This is a genomic window from Pseudomonas sp. PHC1 (assembly GCF_046487845.1).
GTDB lineage: Bacteria > Pseudomonadota > Gammaproteobacteria > Pseudomonadales > Pseudomonadaceae > Aquipseudomonas > Aquipseudomonas sputi.
Map to the genome: position 1 here is coordinate 439782 of NZ_JBJXHJ010000003.1, position 19846 is coordinate 459627.

Here is a 19846-nt window from a genome sequence, read left to right on the forward strand (position 1 = left end):
CAGGGAGTGAATACATGGAACATGCACCTTGCATCAGCCAGATCGCCACGTTGCTGGCCGATCCCAAACGCAGCGCGATGATGTGGGCGTTGATGGATGGCTCGGCGCGGCAGACCGAGGAGCTGGCGTTGTTGGCCGGGCTTTCGCCTTCGTCAGCCAGTGCGCATCTGGGGCGCTTGTCCGCTGGCGGTCTGTTGAAGGTCGAGGCGCGCGGACGCAAACGTTTCTTTCGTCTGGCGGCTCCTGAAATCGGCGTGGCCATCGAAGCGCTGGCCAGTGCCACCCTGGCCAGCGCCCCGCGAGAAATCCCCGAAGTGTTCAAGCGTGCCTCTCCGGTCGTCAGACCCCAGGCGGCCCCTTCGTCACTGCTGCGCGCGCGGTTTTGCGACGACCATCTCGGGGGAACGCTGGCTGCCGATCTGTACCAGCGGCTGCTCGACGCCGGCTGGATCGAGCAGCTTGAAAACCGGGTGGTCGTGACGCACAAAGGCTCGACACAACTGGCCGGGCGCGGGGTCTACATCCAGGCGCTGGCCCACCGCAATGCCCAGGTGGCGTGTGCCTGCCCGGACTGGAGCGAGCGTCGTCCGCACATGGGAGGCTCGCTGGGAGCGGCGCTGTTGCAGCTGTTCATGCAGTCGGGCTGGCTGGTGCTGCCCAATGATTCTCGCGCCCTGCAACTGACGGCGGCCGGCCAGCGGGAAATTCATCGATTTGCCTGTGAAACCGAGTTGGAAATGGCGTTGTAGAGCATTTTTGCCAACCAGGTGGTACCTGGCGTCGCCGACGGCTGCGAAAAAGTCGCATCTGGCACAGGCGCGCAACCGCTATCGCGCACACTCGAACCGGTGATTTTTTCGGATTGAGGAGGCGGCATGGACACGGGAAACTTCAGTGCGGCAGATCGACTGGAGCGTCTGCCAGTCAGCGGTTATCACCGGATCATATTCATCATCATTGCCCTGGCGTTTTTCTTCGACTCCATGGATCTGGCGATGATGACCTTCCTGCTCGGCTCGATCAAAGCCGAGTTCGGCCTGAGCAGTGCCGAGGCTGGTTTGCTGGCCAGTTCGAGTTTCTTCGGCATGGTGGTGGGAGCGTCGCTGTCAGGATTGCTGGCTGATCGATTGGGTCGCAAGCCGGTGTTCCAGTGGAGCATTGTCTTGTGGGGGCTGGCCAGTTACCTGTGCTCGACGGCGCAGACGGTCGAGAGCCTGACGCTGTTTCGCATCCTGCTGGGCATCGGCATGGGCATGGAGTTTCCGATTGCCCAGTCGATGTTGTCGGAGTTGATTCCTGCCCAGCGTCGGGGCCGTTACATCGCCTTGATGGATGGTTTCTGGCCTCTGGGTTTCGTCGCGGCTGGCGTGCTGTCGTATTTCCTGCTGCCGTTGATTGGCTGGCGCGACATTTTTCTGGTGCTGGCGGTGCCGGCGGTGTTCGTGCTGGCGATCCGCTTTTTCATTCCCGAGTCGCCGCGCTGGCTGGAGCAAGCAGGCAAGCATGAAGCGGCGGACAAGGTATTGCGCGGGATTGAAGCGCGGGTACAGGCATCGCTCGGCGGCGCCGCATTGCCGGAGCCGGTTCGCCTGCCACGGAACGTGACCCCGCCCGGCCATTTCCTTTCAGCGCTCAAACAGATCTGGTCGCCGCAGTATCGCCAGCGCACCACGATGATCTGGAGCCTGTGGTTTTTCGCGCTGCTCGGCTTCTACGGCCTGACCTCGTGGCTCAGTGCGTTGTTGCAACAGTCGGGTTTTGCCGTGACTCAGTCGGTGTATTACACGGTGCTGATTTCCCTCGGCGGGATTCCCGGGTTCCTGATGGCGGCGTGGCTGGTCGAGCGCTGGGGACGCAAGCCGGTGTGTATCGTCACGCTGCTCGGCGGCGGGGTGATGGCGTTTCTGTACGGGCAGAGCGCAGTGTTCGGCGGCAACGTGGCGCTGCTGATCGGCACGGGGCTGTTGATGCAGTTTTTCCTGTTCGGCATGTGGGCGGTGCTCTACACCTACACACCTGAACTGTACCCGACCTCGGCGCGGGCGACGGGCTCTGGGTTTGCCTCGGCCATCGGGCGCGTGGGTTCGTTGCTCGGGCCACTGGTCACCGGGCTGGTGTTCCCGATCACGGGGCAGGGCGGGGTGTTTGCACTGGGGGCATTGTGTTTTGCGATTGCGGCGGGGGTGGTGTGGCTGTTCGGGATGGAGACCCGGGGCAAAACACTGGAAGAGCTGACGCAAGCGGTTGTGCGCTGAATCCTGAAAGCCGTTCGAACACGGGGGTGTTCGAACGGCTTTGTGCTGTTACGGTTTTACCAACCGTGCATCCAGGCTGTTCTGCGCCAGGCGCTTGGCCTGATCCTGGGTCATGCCCAGATGGGTGTGCAGCGCATGGAAGTTTTCGGTGACATAACCGCCGAAGTACGCCGGGTCATCAGAGTTCACCGTGACCTTCACGCCACGCTCGAGCATGTCGAGAATGTTGTGCTGCGACATGTGATCGAACACGCAGAGCTTGGTGTTCGACAGCGGGCACACGGTCAGCGGGATCTGCTCGTCGATGATCCGCTGCATCAGGCGCTCATCTTCGATGGCGCGCACGCCATGGTCGATTCGCTGGATTTTCAGCAGGTCGATGGCTTCCCAGATGTACTCCGGCGGGCCTTCTTCACCGGCGTGGGCGACCGTCAGGAAGCCTTCGTGACGGGCACGGTCGAACACGCGCTGGAACTTGCTCGGCGGGTGACCCATTTCGGAGCTGTCCAGACCTACCGCGACAAACGCATCGCGGAACGGCAGCGCCTGGTCGAGGGTTTTCTGTGCTTCGTCTTCGCTCAGGTGACGCAGGAAACTCAGGATCAGGCCGCTGGTGATGCCCAGTTGCTGCTCGCCATCCTTCAGCGCAGCGGCGATCCCGTTGAGCACCACTTCAAACGGGATGCCACGGTCGGTGTGGGTCTGCGGGTCGAAGAACGGTTCGGTGTGGATCACGTTCTGTTCTTTGCAGCGCAGCAGGTAGGCCCAGGTCAGGTCGTAGAAGTCCTGGGAGGTGCGCAGCACGTCGGCGCCCTGGTAATACAGGTCGAGAAATTCCTGCAGGTTGTTGAAGGCGTAAGCCTTGCGCAGGGTTTCGACGTCACTCCACGGCAGGGCGATCTTGTTGCGTTCGGCCAGGGCGAACAGCAGCTCGGGTTCCAGCGAGCCTTCGAGGTGCAGGTGCAGTTCGGCCTTGGGCAGGGCGTTGAGCCAGTCGTACATATTCTTTTCTCATCAGGTGCAATGGCGAGCATTCTACAGATGCCCGCCGAAACAATTGGCAAAACCTGACCAACCGATCCGTCACACCGCTTCCTGCTCCCGTCGATAGGCGTAGGTATCGGCAAAGCGCGACAGCAGGAATTCGGCGCAGGTGGTGGTCGGATATTTCGCCGGATGCTGTGCGTCCTGGCAACCGGGCAGGCATTCGATGCGGGTGTCCGGATGCGGTTCGGCGAAGAACGGCATCGAATAGCGATCCACGCCAAGCGGGCTGATCACCCGGTGCGGGGTCGAGCGATAACGGTCGTTGCTCCAGCGCGCCATCATGTCGCCGAGGTTGACCACGAACGTGCCGTCGATGGGGGGGGCGTCGATCCAATCGCCATTGACGTTCTTCACCTGCAGGCCGCCGGCGCTGTCCTGATAAAGCAGGGTGATGCAGCCGTAATCGGTGTGCGCGCCGGCACCTTGCTGTTCGGCGGAACTGGCGGTGTGGCGCGGCGGGTAATGGATCATTCGCAATACGCTGACCGGCTCGTTGAACCGCGTGTCGAAGAAGTCGCGCTCGATGCCCAGCGCCAGCGCCATGGCCCGCAACAGGGTTTGCGCGAGGGCCTGCATGTCGAGGTAGTGCTGCTCCATCAGCGCCTCCCAGCCTGGGATGGCCGGATGACGGTTGGGGCCGCGCAAGGGTTTTTCTGCCAGCACCTCGGGATGATCGGCCGGCAGGTGCAGGCCCATGTCGAAGGTTTCCTTGAGGTCGCTGGGTTTGTCCGGATCCAGTTGTTCGGTAGCGATAGCGCCGTAGCCGCGGTGATGACGGGTCTGTGTGATGTCGATCTTGAGTTTTTCTTCTGCCGGTTGCGCAAAGAAGCGCTTCGCCTGATCGAGCAGGGATTCGATGCGCTGCGCAGAAATCGGGTGACCCTTGATGTAGAAGAAGCCCCATTCGCGGCAGGCGTGGTCGATCTGTTCGGCAACGGCGGGCCAGGCGTTCTGGTCGTCGGAGTAGAGCGGCGAGATGTCGATGATCGGGAGTTGGTTCATTTCGAATGCTCTTTAATGATCGTTCCCACGCTCTGCGTGGGAATGCCTCAATGGACGCTCCGCGTCCGCTTTCGGCAGGGACGCGGAGCGTCCCGGGCTGCATTCCCACGCGGAGCGTGGGAACGATCACAGGGTAGATGTTGGAATTTACTTCGGCATCTCGGCCTTCATGCCTTCGACGTAGTAATTCATCGACGCCAGTTCGGCGTTGGTGGCACTGACCCCGGCCGGGATTTTCTCGACGCCGGCCTGATCCTTGATCGGTCCGGTGAACGGTTGCAGGGCACCGCTCTTGATGTCGGCGATGATCTGCTCGGCTTCGGCCTTCACCGGTGCCGGCACCAGATCGCTGATCGGCAATTCGACCGTGCCTTCCTTCAACCCGCCCCAGTAGTCCTGGGATTTCCAGTTGTGGTCGATCACGCTCTGGGTCGCCTGGATGTAGTGCGGCGCCCAGTCGTTGACGATTGAGGTCAGCACCGCTTTCGGGCCGAAGTGCGCCATGTCCGAAGCGTAGCCCACGGCATAGACACCACGTCGTTCGGCGGCCTGGATCGGCGCCGGGCTGTCGGTGTGCTGGAACACCACGTCCACGCCCTGATCGATCAGCGCATTGGCCGCGTCGGCTTCCTTGCCCGGATCGAACCACGAGTTGACCCACACCACTTTGATCTCGGTGCCGGGGTTGTATTTGTTCAGGGCCAGTTGAATGGCGTTGATGTCACGGATCACTTCCGGAATCGGGAACGAGGCGACGTAGCCGATTTTTTTGCTCTTGGTCATCTTCGCTGCGAGGAAGCCACCGACGTAGCGGCCCTCATAGGTACGCGCCAGATAGGTGCCGAGGTTCTTGTCCTGCTTGTAGCCGGTGGCGTGTTCGAAGGTCACCTTGGGAAACTGTTTGGCGACTTTCACCGTCGGGTTCATGTAGCCGAAAGAGGTGGTGAAGATCAGGTCGTAATTGTCCTTGGCCATGTTGCGGATCACCCGCTCGGCATCGGCGCCTTCGGCGACGTTCTCCACATAATTGGTGGTGATCTGCGAACCGAGTTTTTCCGCCAGCGCCTTGCGCCCCTGTTCATGCTGATACGTCCAGCCGTGGTCGCCGATGGGGCCGATGTAGACGAAGCCGACTTTCAGTGGATCGGCGGCACTGGCGCTCAGGCTGAGGCCAAGGCCCATGGCGATGCACAGCAGTGTTTGCAGTGGACGTTTTTGCATGAACGCGAACTCCCTTTTGTTGTGTGTGGGGAGGGCAATGCAAAAGGCTGACCAAGCGGACAACAAATCGAGTCGAAATCACGGCGAGGCCTTCGCGAGCAAGCTCGCTCCTACGAAAACACCGCGATCCCAGTGGGAACGAGCTTGCCCGCGATGAGGCAGGTCAAGGCCAATAAAGTGCACCTGCCGAACCGGTTGCCATTCCGTGGTGCGCTAAGGTGTAACGAAACGTTAGCGCCGTCCCGCAGTCAGTAGCTCATTCGCACTCTTCGGCAAAAAAGGCCTGTCATGTTCACCATCCTCAAGCAAGAAAGCTTTCTGCTGTTGGCCGTCATCGCCGCTTGTGTCGCGTATCTGCTGGAGCACTGGCTGCTGCACAGTGGCCAGTTCGTCGCGCTGACCGCCGGGCTGCTGCTGATCGCCTTCATCGTCGCCGCCTCGATGCGCGTCGCCCACCAGGCTGAATTGCTCGCAGAAAAAGTCGGCGACCCGTACGGCACGATGATCCTGACCCTCGCCGCCGTGCTGGTGGAAGTGGTGATCCTGGCGATCATGATGAGCAACGAAGCCTCGCCGACACTGGTGCGCGACACGATCTATTCAGCGGTCATGCTCGACATCAACGGCATCCTTGGCCTCGCCGCGTTGATGGGCGGGATCAAGCATGGCGAGCAGTCCTACAACGACGATTCGGCCCGCAGTTACAGCGTGATGATCCTCACCGCCATGGGCGTGTCGATGGTGGTGCCGGAGTTCATTCCCGAGGCCAACTGGAAAATTTATTCGGCGTTCACCATCGGCGCGATGGTGGTGCTTTATGCGTTGTTCCTGCGCATGCAGGTCGGGCCGCACAGTTACTTTTTCAGCTACAGCTACCCGGACAAACGCCGCAAGAAAGAGCCGGCGGAACAAGCACCGAAACCGGTCAGCCTGGCGCTGTCGATCGGCATTCTGGTGTTTGGTGTGGTGGTGATCGGCGCACTGGCCGAAGTGATGTCCAAGACCCTCGATCTGGGCCTGGAAGGGACCGGGGCTCCGCCGGTGATCACGGCGATTCTGGTGGCGGCGATTTCCGCTGCGCCGGAAATCCTGACCGCGTTGCGCGCGGCGTTGGCCAACCGCATGCAGTCGGTGGTCAACATTGCGATGGGCGCTTCGTTGTCGACGGTGATCCTGACGGTGCCGGTGATGGAAGCGATGGCGCTCTACACGGGGCAGCCGTTTCAGATGGCGATGACGCCGGTGCAGACGGTCATGATCTTCATCACGCTGATTGTCAGCGCGATCAATCTCAATGACGGCGAGACCAATGCCATTGAGGGCATGACCCATTTTGTGCTGTTTGCGACGTTCATCATGTTGTCGCTGCTCGGACTTTGAGAGCGACCACCGCTGACCGATCGTTCCCACGCGGAGCGTGGGAACGATCAGAGGGGTGATCAGGTACCGGCGATCAACTGCCGAGCCGCCTGACTGTGATCGGCAATCAGGCCTTTGAGATCCAGTCCTTCAACCTGTCCGTCAATCACGCGCCACTTGCCGCCGACCATCACGCGATCCGCCCGGTCCGCGCCGCACAGCAGCAACGCCGAGATCGGGTCATGGCTGCCGGAGAAGCGCAGCTCATCGAGCTTGAACAACGCCAGATCCGCCTGCTTGCCCACCGCCAGTTCACCGATGTCGCTGCGGCCCAACAGGCTTGCCGAGCCCTTGGTCGCCCAGCCCAGTACACGTTCCGGGGTGATCTTTTCGGCGCCATAACGCAGGCGCTGGATGTACAGGGCCTGACGTGCTTCGAGGATCATGTTCGACGCATCGTTGGACGCCGAGCCATCCACACCGAGACCGAACAACGCGCCGGCATCGGTCAGTTCGATGCTCGGGCAGATGCCGGACGCCAGGCGCATGTTCGAACTCGGGCAATGGCAGATACCGGTGCCCGCCGCGCCGAGACGGGCGATTTCGTCGGGGTTGAAATGGATGCCATGGGCCAGCCAGGTGCGCGGGCCGAGCCAGCCGACGCTGTCCAGATAATCCACCGTGCGCAGGCCGAAGCGTTGCAGGCAGAAGTCTTCTTCGTCGAGGGTTTCGGCGAGGTGAGTGTGCAGGCGCACATCGAGTTTGTGCGCCAGTTCGGCGCTGGCGGACATGATTTGCGGGGTCACCGAGAACGGCGAGCACGGCGCCAGAGCGATCTGGATTTGCGCGCCGTCGCCACGTTCGTGGTACTCGTGGATCAGGCGCTGACTGTCGTCGAGAATCACCTGGCCTTCCTGCACGGTCTGTTGTGGCGGCAGGCCGCCGTCTTTCTCGCCGAGGCTCATCGAACCACGGGTGAGCATGGCGCGCATGCCCAGTTCGCGTACGGTTTCGACCTGCACGTCGATGGCGTTTTCCAGGCCATCCGGGAACAGGTAATGGTGATCGGCAGCGGTGGTGCAGCCCGACAACAGCAACTCGACCAGCGCGACTTTGCTGGCGAGGGCGAGTTTTTCAGGCGTCAGGCGCGCCCAGACCGGGTACAGGGTTTTCAGCCACGGGAACAACGGCTGGTTGACCACCGGCGCCCAGGCGCGGGTCAGGGTCTGATAGAAGTGGTGATGGGTGTTGATCAGGCCCGGCAGGATCACATGTTCACGGGCGTCGAACACTTCATTGCATGGCGCGGAAGGTTGCTGGTCGGCGCCGAGCACTTCGGTGATCACACCGTCTTGCAGCACCAGACCGCCACGGGCATCGAGGCCGTTGGCCGTGAAAATGGCGAGGGGATTTTTTAACCAGATACGGGTCGCAGGCATTGTGGCCGGCTCCTCTGAAAGTGGGGTTCAGGGTTGCCAGCTCAGTGTTGCCCTGTCTGCTGATCCAGGGTCGCCGCGAGGGGCGAGGTGCGGAGTTTCGAACAAAATGTTGCGACGGGCAAGCCCAACCCGACCAGACACCGGGATAACCCTGTGGGAGCCAGCCCCCACAGGGTCCAGTGATTACCAGGGAATGGTTTCACCCTTGTAGTTCACGAAGTGATGGCCGCCCTTGCCGGCAAACGCGTCCACCTGATCCACCAGGCCACGGGTGCTGGTCGCCACGTCGATGTCGGCACCTTCGCCGCCCATGTCGGTTTTCACCCAGCCCGGATGCAGCGACAGCACGGTGAGTTTCTGCTCGCCCAATTGAGTGACGAAGCTGTTGGTCATCGAGTTCAGCGCCGCTTTGCTGGCCTTGTACAGCGCCAGTTCCGGCGCGTCGGGCATGGTCACGCTGCCCAGCACCGAACTCATGAACGCCAGCACGCCGCTGCCGTCGCGAATCTGCCCGACAAAGCGCTGGGCCAGATTGATCGGCGCTACGGCGTTGGTGAAGAACAGCTGACCGACTTCCGCCAGCGTCGCGCCGCCCGGCGTCTGGACTTCAGGGCCTTTGACCCCGGCGTTGACGAACAGCAGGTCGAAGGTCTCGCCCTTGAGCTTCTGGCTCAGAGCGATCACCGCTTGCTGGTCGTCCATGTCGAGCTTTTCGATCTGCACGTTGCCCAGTGCTTTCAGCGCCTCGGCGTTCGAAGGGTTGCGAACCGTAGCGGTGACTTGCCAGCCGTCGGCCAGCAGGGTTTTCACCAGTCCCAGGCCCAGGCCCCGGGAGGCGCCGATGATCAGTGCGTGCTTGGCAGGATTGAGTGCGGACATGACGGGCTTTCCTTGAAGGTTGAAAGATCACGGGTTCAATGGACAGCGTTGACCGAGCCGATGCTGCAATTCGTGGCGCAGCTCGCCGAGTTCGGCGATGCGGGTTTCGACCAGCTTGAGTTTGTCTTGCAGCAGTTGCGTGACGGTGGTGTCGGGGTTTGGCGATTGCCACAGCGCGCCAACGCTGCTGCCGATCTCGCCAAGGGTAAAGCCCAGACGCTGCGCCGTTTTGATGTAGAGCACCAGTTGCACCATCTCCGGTGGATAGTCGCGATAACCGTTGGCGCTGCGTTGCGCCGCGATCAATCCGCGCTCCTCGTAAAAACGCAGCGTGTCACGGCTGACATCGCAGGCCCGGGCCAACTCACCGATGCGCATCTTGCAGGTCTCGAAAGTGTTTGACCCTGGAGCATACTCCAGGCTTTACCGTGATTGCTCCCTGAATTTTCGGAGCAAGGATGATGTGGACTTCAACGCAGTATCGGCAGGTGGTGCGCGGCAGTGCCTGGTATGACTTGATCGTGACGGCGGCGTTTGTCACGCCGTGGAGTTTTGCTGTGTTGCACGGGGTGTTGACGGCGCTGAGTCAGGCGCTAAACCTGCCCGGCGAGCTGCCGCCGTTCGAACCTGCACACCTGTTGATAGCCAATTTGTTTGGTTCGGTGGTGTGCTTGTGGGCGGTGCTGCGGATTCGTGATCCGCAGCCGGTTTATGGGCGCTATGACGCGGTGGCGCGGTTTCTGTTCGCCGCGTGGATGACGTATGCCCTGGCCCACGGCGCCAGTTCGCTGGTGGTGGGTTTCCTGCTACTCGAACTGGCGTGGGGCATTGCCCAGGCGTTGCCGGTTCGGCCGCTGTCGCGAGCCGTAACGGCTTAATGCCCGGCCTGCCACGGCTGCCCCAGTGATACCGGCGCATACAATCGCGTGCGCAGCGCATCCCGCGACAGCAACACCAGCACCAGAATCGTCGCGACATACGGCAGCATCGCCAGCAGACTCGAAGGAATCGCCAGCCCCAACCCCTGCGCTACCAAGTGCAGGATGCTGGCGAGTCCGAACAGATAGGCACCGAGCAGCAACCGCCACACCCGCCAACTGGCGAACACCACCAGCGCCAGGGCAATCCAGCCGCGTCCGGCCGTCATGTTCTCCGCCCACATCGGCGTATACGCCAGCGACAGATAGGCCCCGGCCAGTCCGGCCATCGCGCCGCCGAACAGTACCGCCAGAGTGCGCACGGTCAGCACCGGTAAACCCATGGCACTGGCTGCATCCGGATTTTCACCGACCGCTTGAATGATCAGCCCTACACGGCTTTTCACGATCACCCACGCCACCAGCGCAAACAGCGCGAACGACAGGTACACCAGCAGATCCTGGGCAAACAGCATGCGGCCGATCAGCGGGATTTCGCTCAGGTAGGGAATCGCCATCGGCTCGAAACCGGCCAGCGGTTTGCCAACCCACGCCGCGCCGACAAAGGTCGACAGGCCCACGCCGAAAATCGTCAGCGCCAGTCCGGTCGCCACCTGATTGGCGTTGAACACCAGCGCCACCAGCGCAAACAGCGACGACAGCAACATCCCGGCGAGCATCGCCAGCACAACGCCCAGCCACAGGTTGCCGCTGTTGAACGCGACGATGAATCCGATCACCGCGCCAAACAGCATCATGCCTTCCTGCCCGAGGTTGAGCACGCCGCTCTTCTCGCAGATCAGTTCACCCAGCGCCACCAACAGCAGTGGCGTTCCGCAGCGCACCATGGCGTAGAAAATATTGCTCAGCAGATCGATATCCATCACAGCGCTCCGGCGGTTACGGCGGTGGTAGAAGTGCGGCGCGTCCAGCGCAGGTTCAGGCGTGGCCGATAGAGGATCAGCACGTCACAGGCCAGCAGGAAAAACAGCATCATTCCCTGAAACAGCTGGGTGATCGCCTGCGGCAGATTCAGCGTCATCTGCGCGCTCTCGCCACCGATGTACAGCAGCGCCATCAACAGGCTGGAAAACAGAATGCCGATCGGATTGAGCCGGCCGAGAAACGCCACGGTGATCGCCGCGTAGCCATAGCCCGGCGAGACCTGCGGCACCAGTTGGCCGATCGGCCCGGTGACTTCGCAGACACCGGCAAGCCCCGCCAATCCTCCGCTGATCAGCAGTGCGAGCCAGATCAGACGTTTCTCGCGAAACCCGACAAAACCTGCCGCGCGCTTGTCCAGGCCCAGCACCTTGATCTGGAAACCGACGAAGCTTTTTTGCAGCAATACCCACACCGCGACCAATGCGAGCAAGGCGAAATACACGCCGATGTGTGCCCGTCCGTCCTCCATCAACAGCGGCAGGCGGCTGGCATCGCTGAACATTGCCGACTCGGGAAAGTTGAACCCGGCCGGATCTTTCAGCGGCCCATGCACGCAGAACAGCAACAGGTTCAGCGCGATGTAGTTGAGCATGATGCTGGTAAGGATTTCGTTGGCATTGAAGCGTGTACGCAACCAGGCGGTGAGCCCGGCCCAGGCAGCGCCGGCGAGGGTGCCGGTGAGCAGGATCAGCACCAGCGCCCAGCGGCTTTGCAGATCAATGATGTTCACCGCCAGCGCACTGCCGGCCAGGGCGCCGAGCAGCAACTGGCCTTCGGCGCCGATGTTCCAGATCCGCGCCTGATAGGCCACTGCGAGGCCCAGTGCACACAGCAGGATCGGCAGGGTTTTGACCAGCAGTTCGGAGACGCCATACAGGTCGCTGACCGGGGCGATCAGCAAGGTGTGCAGGGTTTTCAGCGGGTCGTGACCGAGGGCGATGAACAGCAGGGAGCCGCAGACCAGTGTCAGCACCGCCGCCAGCACCGGCGAGCACCACAGCATCAGGCGCGATTGCCGGCCACGGGGTTCGAGGGAAAGCAACATGGGGAAACTCCGTTAAACCGTGGCCGGTTGTGATTGAGGGGTGTCGAACTGGCCGGCCATCCAGCCGCCGACGTCGCTGAGGCGGGTCAGCGCCGTGTCCTGCAACGCCGACAGGCGCCCGCCGCACAGCGCACCGAGGCGGTCGCTGATCTGGAACAGTTCGTCGAGGTCTTCGGAGATCACCAGAATCGCCGCCCCGGCATCGCGCAGGGCAATCAGCGCCCGGTGGATGGTGGCCGCCGCGCCGACGTCCACGCCCCAGGTCGGGTGCGCGGCGATCAGCAGTTTCGGTTGCTGGAGGATTTCCCGGCCGAGGATGAACTTCTGCAGGTTGCCGCCGGACAGGCTGCGGGCGGCGGTCTGGGTGTCCGGGGTTTTCACGCCGAAGCGCTGGATGATCGTTTGGGCGAGGGCTTCGACCTTACCGCGCTCGATCAAACCGTGGCTGACCAGGCCTTGTTGAAAGGCGGTGAGCAGGGCGTTGTCCGCCAGGCTCATGTCCGGCACCGCGCCATGCCCGAGGCGTTCGGCGGGGACGAACGCCAGGCCGAGTTTGCGTCGGGCATCCGGGCGCTGATCGGCGACGGCGTGTTCCTGAAAGCAGATGGTTTGCGCTGCCTCGCGGGGCAGTGTCTGCTCGCCGCTGAGCAATGCCAGCAGCTCGTCCTGCCCGTTGCCCGCCACCCCGGCGATGCCGACGATTTCACCGCTGCACACCTGCAGATCGATGTTACTCAGCGAGCAACCGAACGGATCCGGGTTGTGCCAGTTCAATTTGCTGACCTGCAGAAACGCCGCGCCACCGGTGACCTTCGCAAACTCGCCGATCAAGGTCGCGGCGTCGCCCACCATCAATTGCGCCAGTTGCCGGTCGGTGCAGTCGGCCGGCACGCAATGCCCGGCCACCTGCCCGCCGCGCAGCACCGTGGCGCTGTGGCACAAGGCGCGCACCTCAGCGAGTTTGTGGCTGATGAACAGGATGCTGCAGCCTTCGGCCGCGAGCCGGCGCAGGGTGATGAACAACTCGTCGGCTTCCTGCGGCGTGAGCACCGAGGTCGGTTCGTCGAGAATCAGCAGGCGAATGTCCTGCATCAGGCAACGAACAATCTCGACCCGTTGCCGCTCGCCAATCGACAGGCTGTGGACAAGTCGCTGAGGTTCGAGCGCCATGCCATATCGGCGGGACACGTCACGGATTTTCGCCTCAAGCTGTTTCGGCGAACCCGCTGCTGCGCCCATCGCCAGTGCGATGTTCTGCGCCACGCTCAGGGTCTCGAACAGCGAGAAATGCTGGAACACCATGCCGATGCCCAACTGCCGTGCCTGGGCCGGGTTGCGCATGGTCACTGGTTGACCCTGCCACAGCATCTCGCCCGAATCGGCCTGGGTGACGCCGTAGATGATCTTCATCAAGGTGCTTTTACCTGCACCGTTTTCACCGAGCAGCGCGTGGATTTCACCGGGGGCGATGCTCAGGTCGATGGCGTCATTGGCGAGGCAACCGGGATAACGTTTGCTGATGTGGCGCAGTTGCAGGCGCGGTGTGGGCGTGGGGTTTGGCATGACAGGCTCGGGTTGCTTGGAGTTGTGCCTGTGGATAAAGCAATTTCCTGGCCATTGAGTCAGGAACGCGGATAGCCGCCGTCTACCAGCCTGTGACGTAGAGCCCGCGAATCGAATCCGACTGCCCTCACGGCACCACTTGAGGGCAAAGCCGTTGATCAGGCTCCAGTTTTGCCCGCACCTGGCTGATCAAAAAACGAGCAACCTCGCCGAAGCCATGCAGAACCTGCGACTGCGCCAGCCATGAACGGCTTATCCACAGGTTGCTCCACAGTATTTGTGTGCAAGACAAAATCCGGGGCATAAGCACTGCCGGGCTTTCTTCTAAAGGCGATAAACAGCGCTAAGCGATTGTTTTTACGAAAATTTGTTCGCTGCGTTCGCGGGTTGGACGAAAAGTGAACAAATCCCGCAAAGCCACGTGACAGAAGGGTTACAGCATCCTGTGCTCAGGTTATCCACAGCCGGGTGCACAGCGGATGTGGGCAAGTCACGGGCAGAAGCCAAAAGGTCTCGCGCCCCAAAACATGGCGAGGGTTCAACGCTGCAGCAGGATCCGTCCACGGCTCAGATCGGCCAGCTGATTCTGCAACAACTCAAGGTGCGCTTCGCCCACGGCCAGTTGCAACTCGACGCCGTTGGCGGTGAAGGTTTCCTCGACCACCAATCCGCCCAGATCCGCGACCCGCAGTTTCACCAGTGCCAGTTCGCCAAAGGCGCAGGCGCAACGCACCGGCACGCGGCTGATCAACTCGATCTTCGGTGCTGCCTGCAGGCATTTGTTGGCGCCGCCGCCATAGGCCCGGGCCAGGCCGCCCGTGCCCAGTTGAATGCCGCCGTACCAGCGTATTACCAGCACCGCGACCTGATCGCAGTCCTGGGCTTCGATGGCCGCGAGAATCGGCCGCCCGGCAGTGCCGCCGGGTTCGCCGTCGTCGTTGCTGCGGTACTGATCGCCGAGTTTCCACGCCCAGCAATTGTGCGAGGCGTTCAAGTCGCTGTGCTGCTCGATAAAGGCTTGCGCCTCGGCAGGGCTGCCGATCGGCGCGGCGAAGGTGATGAAACGGCTTTTGCGAATCTCTTCGCGGAATTCGCAAAAGCCGCTGAGGGTGAATGGCATAGACGACTTATATGGAAGGAGTGAGGCCGCAGCCTTTGAGGATGATGCGGATCAGGTTGTTGCCGGCGTCTTCCATGTCTTGTTTGGTCAACTTGCTGCGACCGGTCACTCGGCAGATCTGGGTGGCGAAGTCGGCGTAGTGCTGGGTGCTGCCCCACAACAGGAAGATCAGGTGGACCGGGTCGACCGGGTCCATCTTGCCTGCGTCTATCCAGGCCTGGAATACCGCGGCGCGGCCCTGGAACCAGGCGCGGTAATCCTGGTTGAAATATTCGGTCAGGCATTCGCCGCCGCTGATCACTTCCATCGCAAAGATCCGCGACGCTTGCGGCTGGCGACGGGAGAATTCTATTTTGGCGCGGATGTAACGGGTCAGCGCTTCGGCGGGATCGTCCTCGGCCGTGAGTGAGTTGAAGGTGCTGTCCCACAATTGCAGGATGTTGCTCAGCACTGCCACGTACAACCCGAGCTTGTTGGTGAAGTAGTAATGCAGGTTCGCCTTGGGCAGCCCGGCCTTGGTGGCGATAGTGTTCATGCTGGTGCCTTTGTACCCGTGACGGGCGAACTCGTCCTCGGCGGCTTTGATTATGGTCTCTTCGTTCTTCTGACGAATGCGGCTGGCGGGTTTGCCGCCGTGAGCGGGGACTTCAAAGGTCATAGGCACTTCCGGGTTGGTCTGTGGGGTGCAACCAGTTGCGTTGATAGCGCAACCATCGGCGTGGGACAAGCCCCGGGCGAATAAAACCCCGCTCGTCAGCGGGTGGCGGCCAGGCTTTCGAGAAAACTTTCCAGCACCAGATGAGGGCGGCGACCCTTGCGGGTGACCGAAGCGAGGCTCAAATCGTAAAAGCGGGTACTGGCCTTGAGCGCGCGCAAGCGACCTTGCTGTACCCAGAGACTGGCGTAATGATCCGGCAAGTAGCCGATGTAACGCCCGGTCAGAATCAGAAATGCCATACCTTCCCGGTCGGAAGCGCTGGCGGTGCAATTGAGCGCCTGATAGTGCGCCTGGATCTCCGCCGGCAAACGGAAGGTCGGCGCGATGGCGTCCTGACTGTTCAGGCGTTCGTCATCCAGCTGTTTATCGTCGACATAAAACAGCGGATGGCCGACCGCGCAATAAAGCAGCGAGCGTTCGCTGTACAACGGCTGATATTCCAGTCCTGACAACGCACTGGCCTGCGGCACCACGCCGACATGCAGGCGTCCGTCGAGCACGCCTTGTTCGACTTCGTTGGGGGCGATCATGCGGATCTGGATCTGCACGTCCGGCCCGCGCTCCTTCAATTGCGCCAGTGCGTGGGTGATGCGCATGTGGGGCAGGGTGACGAGGTTGTCGGTCAGGCCGATGATCAGTTCACCACGCAGGTGCTGGTGCAGGCCGTTGACCTCGGTGCGAAAACTTTCCAGCGCACTTAGAAGCTGCAACGCCGACTGATAGACCTCGCGGCCTTCTTCGGTCAGGGAGAAACCGGCACGCCCGCGTTGGCACAGACGCAAACCGAGGCGCTGCTCCAGATCGCTCATCTGCTGGCTGATCGCCGAGCGACCGATGCCGAGCACGGTTTCTGCCGCCGAGAAGCCACCGCACTCCACCACGCTGCGAAAAATCCGCAGCAGGCGAATGTCAAAGTCACTGACCTGGGCCAGTGGATCGGGGCGGCGGCTGCTCATGCTGTTGTGCTCTTTGTTTAGCGAAGTTCTAACTGAAGGTTAGAAGAGTTGAATTTCACCGACTTTATCCGCGTGGCAATTTAGCTGCAACAACGCTTTCTATCTCTCTGAAGCTTATTGCCCTGCGAGGTTTTGCCCGATGAACATGCCTGAAAACGCGCCGTCGCCACTGGCCAGTCAACTGAAGCTGGACGCGCACTGGATGCCGTACACCGCCAACCGCAACTTTCAGCGCGACCCGCGCCTGATCGTCGGCGCCGAAGGCAGCTGGCTGATCGACGACAAAGGCCGCAAGGTGTACGACTCGCTGTCCGGTCTGTGGACCTGCGGCGCCGGGCATACCCGCAAGGAAATCCAGGAAGCGGTGGCCAAACAGTTGGGCACCCTCGATTACTCGCCGGGCTTCCAGTACGGCCATCCGCTGTCGTTCCAGCTGGCGGAGAAAATCACCGAACTGACGCCGGGCAATCTGAATCATGTGTTCTTCACCGACTCCGGTTCCGAGTGCGCCGATACCGCGGTGAAAATGGTCCGCGCCTACTGGCGCCTGAAAGGCCAGTCGACCAAGACCAAGATGATCGGCCGCGCCCGTGGCTATCACGGTGTGAACATCGCCGGCACCAGCCTCGGCGGCGTCAACGGCAACCGCAAGCTGTTCGGTCAGGCGATGATGGATGTCGATCACCTGCCGCACACTCTGCTGGCAAGCAATGCGTTCTCCCGTGGCATGCCGGAGCAGGGTGGTATCGCGCTGGCCGATGAACTGCTGAAGCTGATCGAGCTGCACGATGCTTCGAACATTGCTGCGGTCTTCGTTGAGCCGATGGCCGGCTCCGCTGGCGTGCTGGTTCCGCCGCAGGGCTACCTCAAGCGTCTGCGGGAAATCTGCGATCAGCACAATATCCTGCTGGTATTCGACGAAGTGATCACCGGGTTCGGCCGTACCGGCACCATGTTCGGCGCCACCACGTTCGGCGTGACCCCGGACCTGATGTGCATCGCCAAGCAAGTCACCAACGGCGCGATCCCGATGGGCGCGGTGATTGCCAGCTCCGAGATCTACCAGACCTTCATGAACCAGCCGACCCCGGAATACGCCGTGGAATTCCCGCACGGCTACACCTACTCGGCGCACCCGGTGGCCTGCGCCGCTGGTTTGGCGGCACTCGACCTGCTGCAAAAGGAAAACCTGGTACAGAGCGTGGCCGAGGTCGCCCCGCATTTCGAAAATGCCCTGCATGGCCTGAAAGGCGCGAAGAACGTCATCGACATTCGTAACTTCGGCCTGGCCGGTGCGATCCAGATCGCGGGCCGTGACGGCGACGCCATCGTGCGTCCGTTCGAGGCCGGCATGGCGTTGTGGAAGGCCGGGTTCTACGTGCGCTTCGGCGGCGACACCCTGCAGTTCGGCCCAACCTTCAACAGCAAGCCGCAAGACCTTGATCGTCTGTTCGACGCGGTCGGCGAAGTGCTGAACAAGCTCGACTGATTTTTCCTTCTATATAGATACGCAAACAGCAGGCGCCCCTTGCGGGCGTCTGCGCACAAGAATTCAGGAGTTATCCGATGAGCGTTATCCCGCATTTGATCAATGGCGAACTGGTGACCGAGAACGGTCGTGCGGTCGATGTGTTCAACCCGTCCACCGGTCAGGCTATCCACAAGCTGCCGCTGGCCAGCCGCGAAACCATCCAGCACGCCATTGATGCCGCCAAGGCGGCGTTCCCGGCCTGGCGCAACACGCCACCGGCCAAGCGCGCCCAGGTGATGTTCCGTTTCAAGCAACTGCTGGAGCAGAACGAAGCACGCATCGCGCAATTGATCAGCGAAGAACACGGCAAGACCCTGGAAGACGCTGCCGGTGAACTGAAGCGCGGCATCGAGAACGTCGAGTTCGCCTGCGCGGCGCCGGAAATCCTCAAGGGCGAGTACAGCCGCAACGTCGGCCCGAACATCGATGCCTGGTCGGACTTCCAGCCGCTGGGTGTGGTGGCCGGCATCACCCCGTTCAACTTCCCGGCGATGGTGCCGCTGTGGATGTATCCACTGGCGATCGTCTGCGGCAACTGCTTTATCCTCAAACCCTCCGAGCGTGATCCGAGCTCGACCTTGCTGATCGCGCAACTGTTGCTGGAAGCCGGCCTGCCGAAAGGCGTGCTGAGTGTGGTGCACGGTGACAAGACTGCGGTGGACGCGCTGATCGAAGCGCCGGAAGTCAAAGCGCTGAGTTTCGTGGGCTCGACGCCGATTGCCGAATACATCTATGCCGAAGGCACCAAGCGCGGCAAACGCGTTCAGGCACTCGGTGGCGCGAAGAACCACGCGGTGCTGATGCCGGATGCGGATCTGGACAATGCCGTCAGCGCACTGATGGGCGCGGCTTACGGTTCCTGCGGCGAGCGCTGCATGGCGATCTCGGTGGCCGTGTGTGTGGGTGATCAGGTAGCGGACGCACTGGTGGCCAAACTGGTTCCACAGATCAAGGCGCTGAAAATTGGTGCCGGCACCTCTTGCGGTCTGGACATGGGGCCGCTGGTTACCGGTCAGGCGCGCGACAAGGTCAGCGGTTACGTCGAAGACGGCGTGGCGGCGGGTGCGACCCTGGTGGTCGACGGTCGTGGTCTGAGCGTCGCCGGTCACGAAGAAGGTTTCTTCCTGGGGGGCTGCCTGTTCGACAACGTCACTCCTGAAATGCGCATCTATAAAGAAGAGATCTTCGGACCGGTGCTGTGCGTCGTCCGGGTAAACAGCCTGGAAGAGGCAATGCAGCTGATCAACGATCACGAATATGGCAACGGCACCTGCATCTTCACCCGTGATGGTGAAGCGGCGCGCCTGTTTTGCGACGAGATCGAAGTCGGCATGGTTGGCGTCAACGTTCCATTGCCGGTGCCGGTGGCTTATCACAGCTTCGGTGGCTGGAAGCGCTCGCTGTTCGGCGACCTGCATGCCTATGGTCCGGATGGTGTGCGTTTCTATACCCGTCGCAAGGCGATCACCCAGCGCTGGCCACAGCGTGCGAGCCATGAGGCTTCGCAGTTCGCATTCCCTAGCTTGTAAGTAGAAGGGCAGTGCAATGAAGGCCGACCTTTTAAGGTCGGCCTTCGTGTTTTGGGGCTTTTTTGACCGATATGACAGATTTGTGAAAATAAGGGTTGACGGCAGATTCTGAGTCTCTATAATTCGCCCCACTTCCGGCGCAGTCGAAACGGAAAACTCCTTGAGATTCAATGAGTTAAGTAGGTTTCGAAGTGAGGTGCTTCAGTTTGTCGAAGCCTGGAAGCAGTTGGAAATGCCGGATTGTTACGGCGCTTTCAACGGTTCGATCTTCTCGGTCGAAAGCGGAGAAAAAGAGGTGTTGACAGCAGCGTGTAACGCTG

Annotated in this window: 18 protein-coding genes; 6 read left to right on the forward strand and 12 right to left on the reverse strand. The window is 61.5% G+C overall.

Annotation, left to right across the window (positions count from 1 at the left end):
• Window positions 1-14 precede the first annotated feature (14 nt).
• Window positions 15-749 (forward strand): ArsR/SmtB family transcription factor, encoded by a 735-nt coding sequence (locus tag ACKJSM_RS06990; protein ID WP_236182852.1) that lies wholly within the window; start codon window positions 15-17, stop codon window positions 747-749.
• A gap of 126 nt (window positions 750-875) precedes the next feature.
• A complete protein-coding gene (locus ACKJSM_RS06995) occupies window positions 876-2255 on the forward strand; it encodes an MFS transporter (RefSeq protein ID WP_410237056.1) in 1380 nt (459 codons plus the stop codon).
• 48 nt (window positions 2256-2303) lie between these two features.
• On the opposite strand, the gene ACKJSM_RS07000 is transcribed toward ACKJSM_RS06995, so the two are convergent.
• The 3 genes from ACKJSM_RS07000 to ACKJSM_RS07010 all read right to left on the reverse strand — a co-directional run bounded on the left by ACKJSM_RS07000 (window position 2304) and on the right by ACKJSM_RS07010 (window position 5525).
• Window positions 2304-3257: an adenosine deaminase gene (locus ACKJSM_RS07000; protein WP_007958502.1), complete on the reverse strand. Its 954-nt coding sequence runs from the start codon at window positions 3255-3257 to the stop codon at window positions 2304-2306.
• Window positions 3258-3338: 81 nt separating this feature from the next.
• Window positions 3339-4304, reverse strand: a complete 966-nt coding sequence (locus ACKJSM_RS07005) for an isopenicillin N synthase family dioxygenase (RefSeq protein ID WP_410237057.1) — start codon at window positions 4302-4304, stop codon at window positions 3339-3341.
• Window positions 4305-4451: 147 nt separating this feature from the next.
• A complete protein-coding gene (locus ACKJSM_RS07010) occupies window positions 4452-5525 on the reverse strand; it encodes a BMP family ABC transporter substrate-binding protein (RefSeq protein ID WP_197869828.1) in 1074 nt (357 codons plus the stop codon).
• 288 nt (window positions 5526-5813) lie between these two features.
• Between ACKJSM_RS07010 and ACKJSM_RS07015 the strand changes: the two genes are divergently transcribed.
• On the forward strand, window positions 5814-6905 hold the full coding sequence (locus ACKJSM_RS07015) for a calcium:proton antiporter (RefSeq protein ID WP_410237058.1): 1092 nt from the start codon (window positions 5814-5816) through the stop codon (window positions 6903-6905).
• A 59-nt stretch (window positions 6906-6964) separates the two neighbouring features.
• Here the strand turns inward: ACKJSM_RS07015 and ACKJSM_RS07020 are convergent, their stop codons facing one another.
• The 3 genes from ACKJSM_RS07020 to ACKJSM_RS07030 all read right to left on the reverse strand — a co-directional run bounded on the left by ACKJSM_RS07020 (window position 6965) and on the right by ACKJSM_RS07030 (window position 9580).
• Entirely contained in the window at window positions 6965-8323 is a 1359-nt protein-coding gene (locus tag ACKJSM_RS07020; RefSeq protein ID WP_410237059.1) for an 8-oxoguanine deaminase, read from the reverse strand.
• 183 nt (window positions 8324-8506) lie between these two features.
• Complete coding sequence (locus ACKJSM_RS07025) at window positions 8507-9202, reverse strand: SDR family oxidoreductase (RefSeq protein WP_410237060.1); 696 nt, start codon at window positions 9200-9202, stop codon at window positions 8507-8509.
• Window positions 9203-9229: 27 nt separating this feature from the next.
• Window positions 9230-9580: a MerR family transcriptional regulator gene (locus tag ACKJSM_RS07030; protein WP_410237061.1), complete on the reverse strand. Its 351-nt coding sequence runs from the start codon at window positions 9578-9580 to the stop codon at window positions 9230-9232.
• 83 nt (window positions 9581-9663) lie between these two features.
• Between ACKJSM_RS07030 and ACKJSM_RS07035 the strand changes: the two genes are divergently transcribed.
• Window positions 9664-10080 carry a hypothetical protein gene (locus tag ACKJSM_RS07035; RefSeq protein WP_410237062.1) on the forward strand — a complete coding sequence of 139 codons (417 nt, stop codon included), beginning with the start codon at window positions 9664-9666 and terminating at the stop codon, window positions 10078-10080.
• Here ACKJSM_RS07035 and ACKJSM_RS07040 read toward each other — a convergent pair.
• The 6 genes from ACKJSM_RS07040 to ACKJSM_RS07065 all read right to left on the reverse strand — a co-directional run bounded on the left by ACKJSM_RS07040 (window position 10077) and on the right by ACKJSM_RS07065 (window position 16466).
• Window positions 10077-11003, reverse strand: a complete 927-nt coding sequence (locus tag ACKJSM_RS07040) for an ABC transporter permease (protein ID WP_410237063.1) — start codon at window positions 11001-11003, stop codon at window positions 10077-10079. The genes ACKJSM_RS07035 and ACKJSM_RS07040 overlap by 4 nt on opposite strands.
• Complete coding sequence (locus ACKJSM_RS07045; RefSeq protein ID WP_339490396.1) at window positions 11003-12109, reverse strand: ABC transporter permease; 1107 nt, start codon at window positions 12107-12109, stop codon at window positions 11003-11005. The genes ACKJSM_RS07040 and ACKJSM_RS07045 overlap by 1 nt, the downstream gene beginning before the upstream one ends.
• 12 nt (window positions 12110-12121) lie before the next feature.
• Window positions 12122-13672: an ABC transporter ATP-binding protein gene (locus ACKJSM_RS07050; protein WP_410237064.1), complete on the reverse strand. Its 1551-nt coding sequence runs from the start codon at window positions 13670-13672 to the stop codon at window positions 12122-12124.
• 538 nt (window positions 13673-14210) lie between these two features.
• Window positions 14211-14792, reverse strand: coding sequence for an IMPACT family protein (locus ACKJSM_RS07055; protein ID WP_410237065.1), 582 nt, complete (start codon window positions 14790-14792; stop codon window positions 14211-14213).
• 7 nt (window positions 14793-14799) lie between these two features.
• Window positions 14800-15450 carry a TetR/AcrR family transcriptional regulator gene (locus ACKJSM_RS07060; protein WP_410237066.1) on the reverse strand — a complete coding sequence of 217 codons (651 nt, stop codon included), beginning with the start codon at window positions 15448-15450 and terminating at the stop codon, window positions 14800-14802.
• Between the two features lie 95 nt (window positions 15451-15545).
• Window positions 15546-16466, reverse strand: a complete 921-nt coding sequence (locus tag ACKJSM_RS07065) for a LysR family transcriptional regulator (RefSeq protein WP_007958517.1) — start codon at window positions 16464-16466, stop codon at window positions 15546-15548.
• Window positions 16467-16605: 139 nt separating this feature from the next.
• Here ACKJSM_RS07065 and ACKJSM_RS07070 point away from each other — a divergent pair, with 139 nt between their 5' ends.
• A complete protein-coding gene (locus ACKJSM_RS07070) occupies window positions 16606-17955 on the forward strand; it encodes an aspartate aminotransferase family protein (protein ID WP_236182864.1) in 1350 nt (449 codons plus the stop codon).
• A 77-nt stretch (window positions 17956-18032) separates the two neighbouring features.
• Window positions 18033-19526: a CoA-acylating methylmalonate-semialdehyde dehydrogenase gene (locus ACKJSM_RS07075; RefSeq protein ID WP_011332326.1), complete on the forward strand. Its 1494-nt coding sequence runs from the start codon at window positions 18033-18035 to the stop codon at window positions 19524-19526.
• Window positions 19527-19846 lie beyond the last annotated feature (320 nt).

Bases quoted from the DNA above. Each gene is read 5' to 3' on its own strand.
- ACKJSM_RS07045 (WP_339490396.1), bottom strand. From the start codon at position 12,109: ATGTTGCTTTCCCTCGAACCCCGTGGCCGGCAATCGCGCCTGATGCTG.
- ACKJSM_RS07075 (WP_011332326.1), top strand. From the start codon at position 18,033: ATGAGCGTTATCCCGCATTTGATCAATGGCGAACTGGTGACCGAGAAC.
- ACKJSM_RS07010 (WP_197869828.1), bottom strand. From the start codon at position 5,525: ATGCAAAAACGTCCACTGCAAACACTGCTGTGCATCGCCATGGGCCTT.
- ACKJSM_RS06990 (WP_236182852.1), top strand. From the start codon at position 15: ATGGAACATGCACCTTGCATCAGCCAGATCGCCACGTTGCTGGCCGAT.
- ACKJSM_RS07055 (WP_410237065.1), bottom strand. From the start codon at position 14,792: ATGCCATTCACCCTCAGCGGCTTTTGCGAATTCCGCGAAGAGATTCGC.
- ACKJSM_RS07040 (WP_410237063.1), bottom strand. From the start codon at position 11,003: ATGGATATCGATCTGCTGAGCAATATTTTCTACGCCATGGTGCGCTGC.
- ACKJSM_RS07070 (WP_236182864.1), top strand. From the start codon at position 16,606: ATGAACATGCCTGAAAACGCGCCGTCGCCACTGGCCAGTCAACTGAAG.
- ACKJSM_RS07035 (WP_410237062.1), top strand. From the start codon at position 9,664: ATGTGGACTTCAACGCAGTATCGGCAGGTGGTGCGCGGCAGTGCCTGG.
- ACKJSM_RS07050 (WP_410237064.1), bottom strand. From the start codon at position 13,672: ATGCCAAACCCCACGCCCACACCGCGCCTGCAACTGCGCCACATCAGC.
- ACKJSM_RS07065 (WP_007958517.1), bottom strand. From the start codon at position 16,466: ATGAGCAGCCGCCGCCCCGATCCACTGGCCCAGGTCAGTGACTTTGAC.
- ACKJSM_RS06995 (WP_410237056.1), top strand. From the start codon at position 876: ATGGACACGGGAAACTTCAGTGCGGCAGATCGACTGGAGCGTCTGCCA.
- ACKJSM_RS07000 (WP_007958502.1), bottom strand. From the start codon at position 3,257: ATGTACGACTGGCTCAACGCCCTGCCCAAGGCCGAACTGCACCTGCAC.
- ACKJSM_RS07020 (WP_410237059.1), bottom strand. From the start codon at position 8,323: ATGCCTGCGACCCGTATCTGGTTAAAAAATCCCCTCGCCATTTTCACG.
- ACKJSM_RS07005 (WP_410237057.1), bottom strand. From the start codon at position 4,304: ATGAACCAACTCCCGATCATCGACATCTCGCCGCTCTACTCCGACGAC.
- ACKJSM_RS07060 (WP_410237066.1), bottom strand. From the start codon at position 15,450: ATGACCTTTGAAGTCCCCGCTCACGGCGGCAAACCCGCCAGCCGCATT.
- ACKJSM_RS07030 (WP_410237061.1), bottom strand. From the start codon at position 9,580: ATGCGCATCGGTGAGTTGGCCCGGGCCTGCGATGTCAGCCGTGACACG.
- ACKJSM_RS07015 (WP_410237058.1), top strand. From the start codon at position 5,814: ATGTTCACCATCCTCAAGCAAGAAAGCTTTCTGCTGTTGGCCGTCATC.
- ACKJSM_RS07025 (WP_410237060.1), bottom strand. From the start codon at position 9,202: ATGTCCGCACTCAATCCTGCCAAGCACGCACTGATCATCGGCGCCTCC.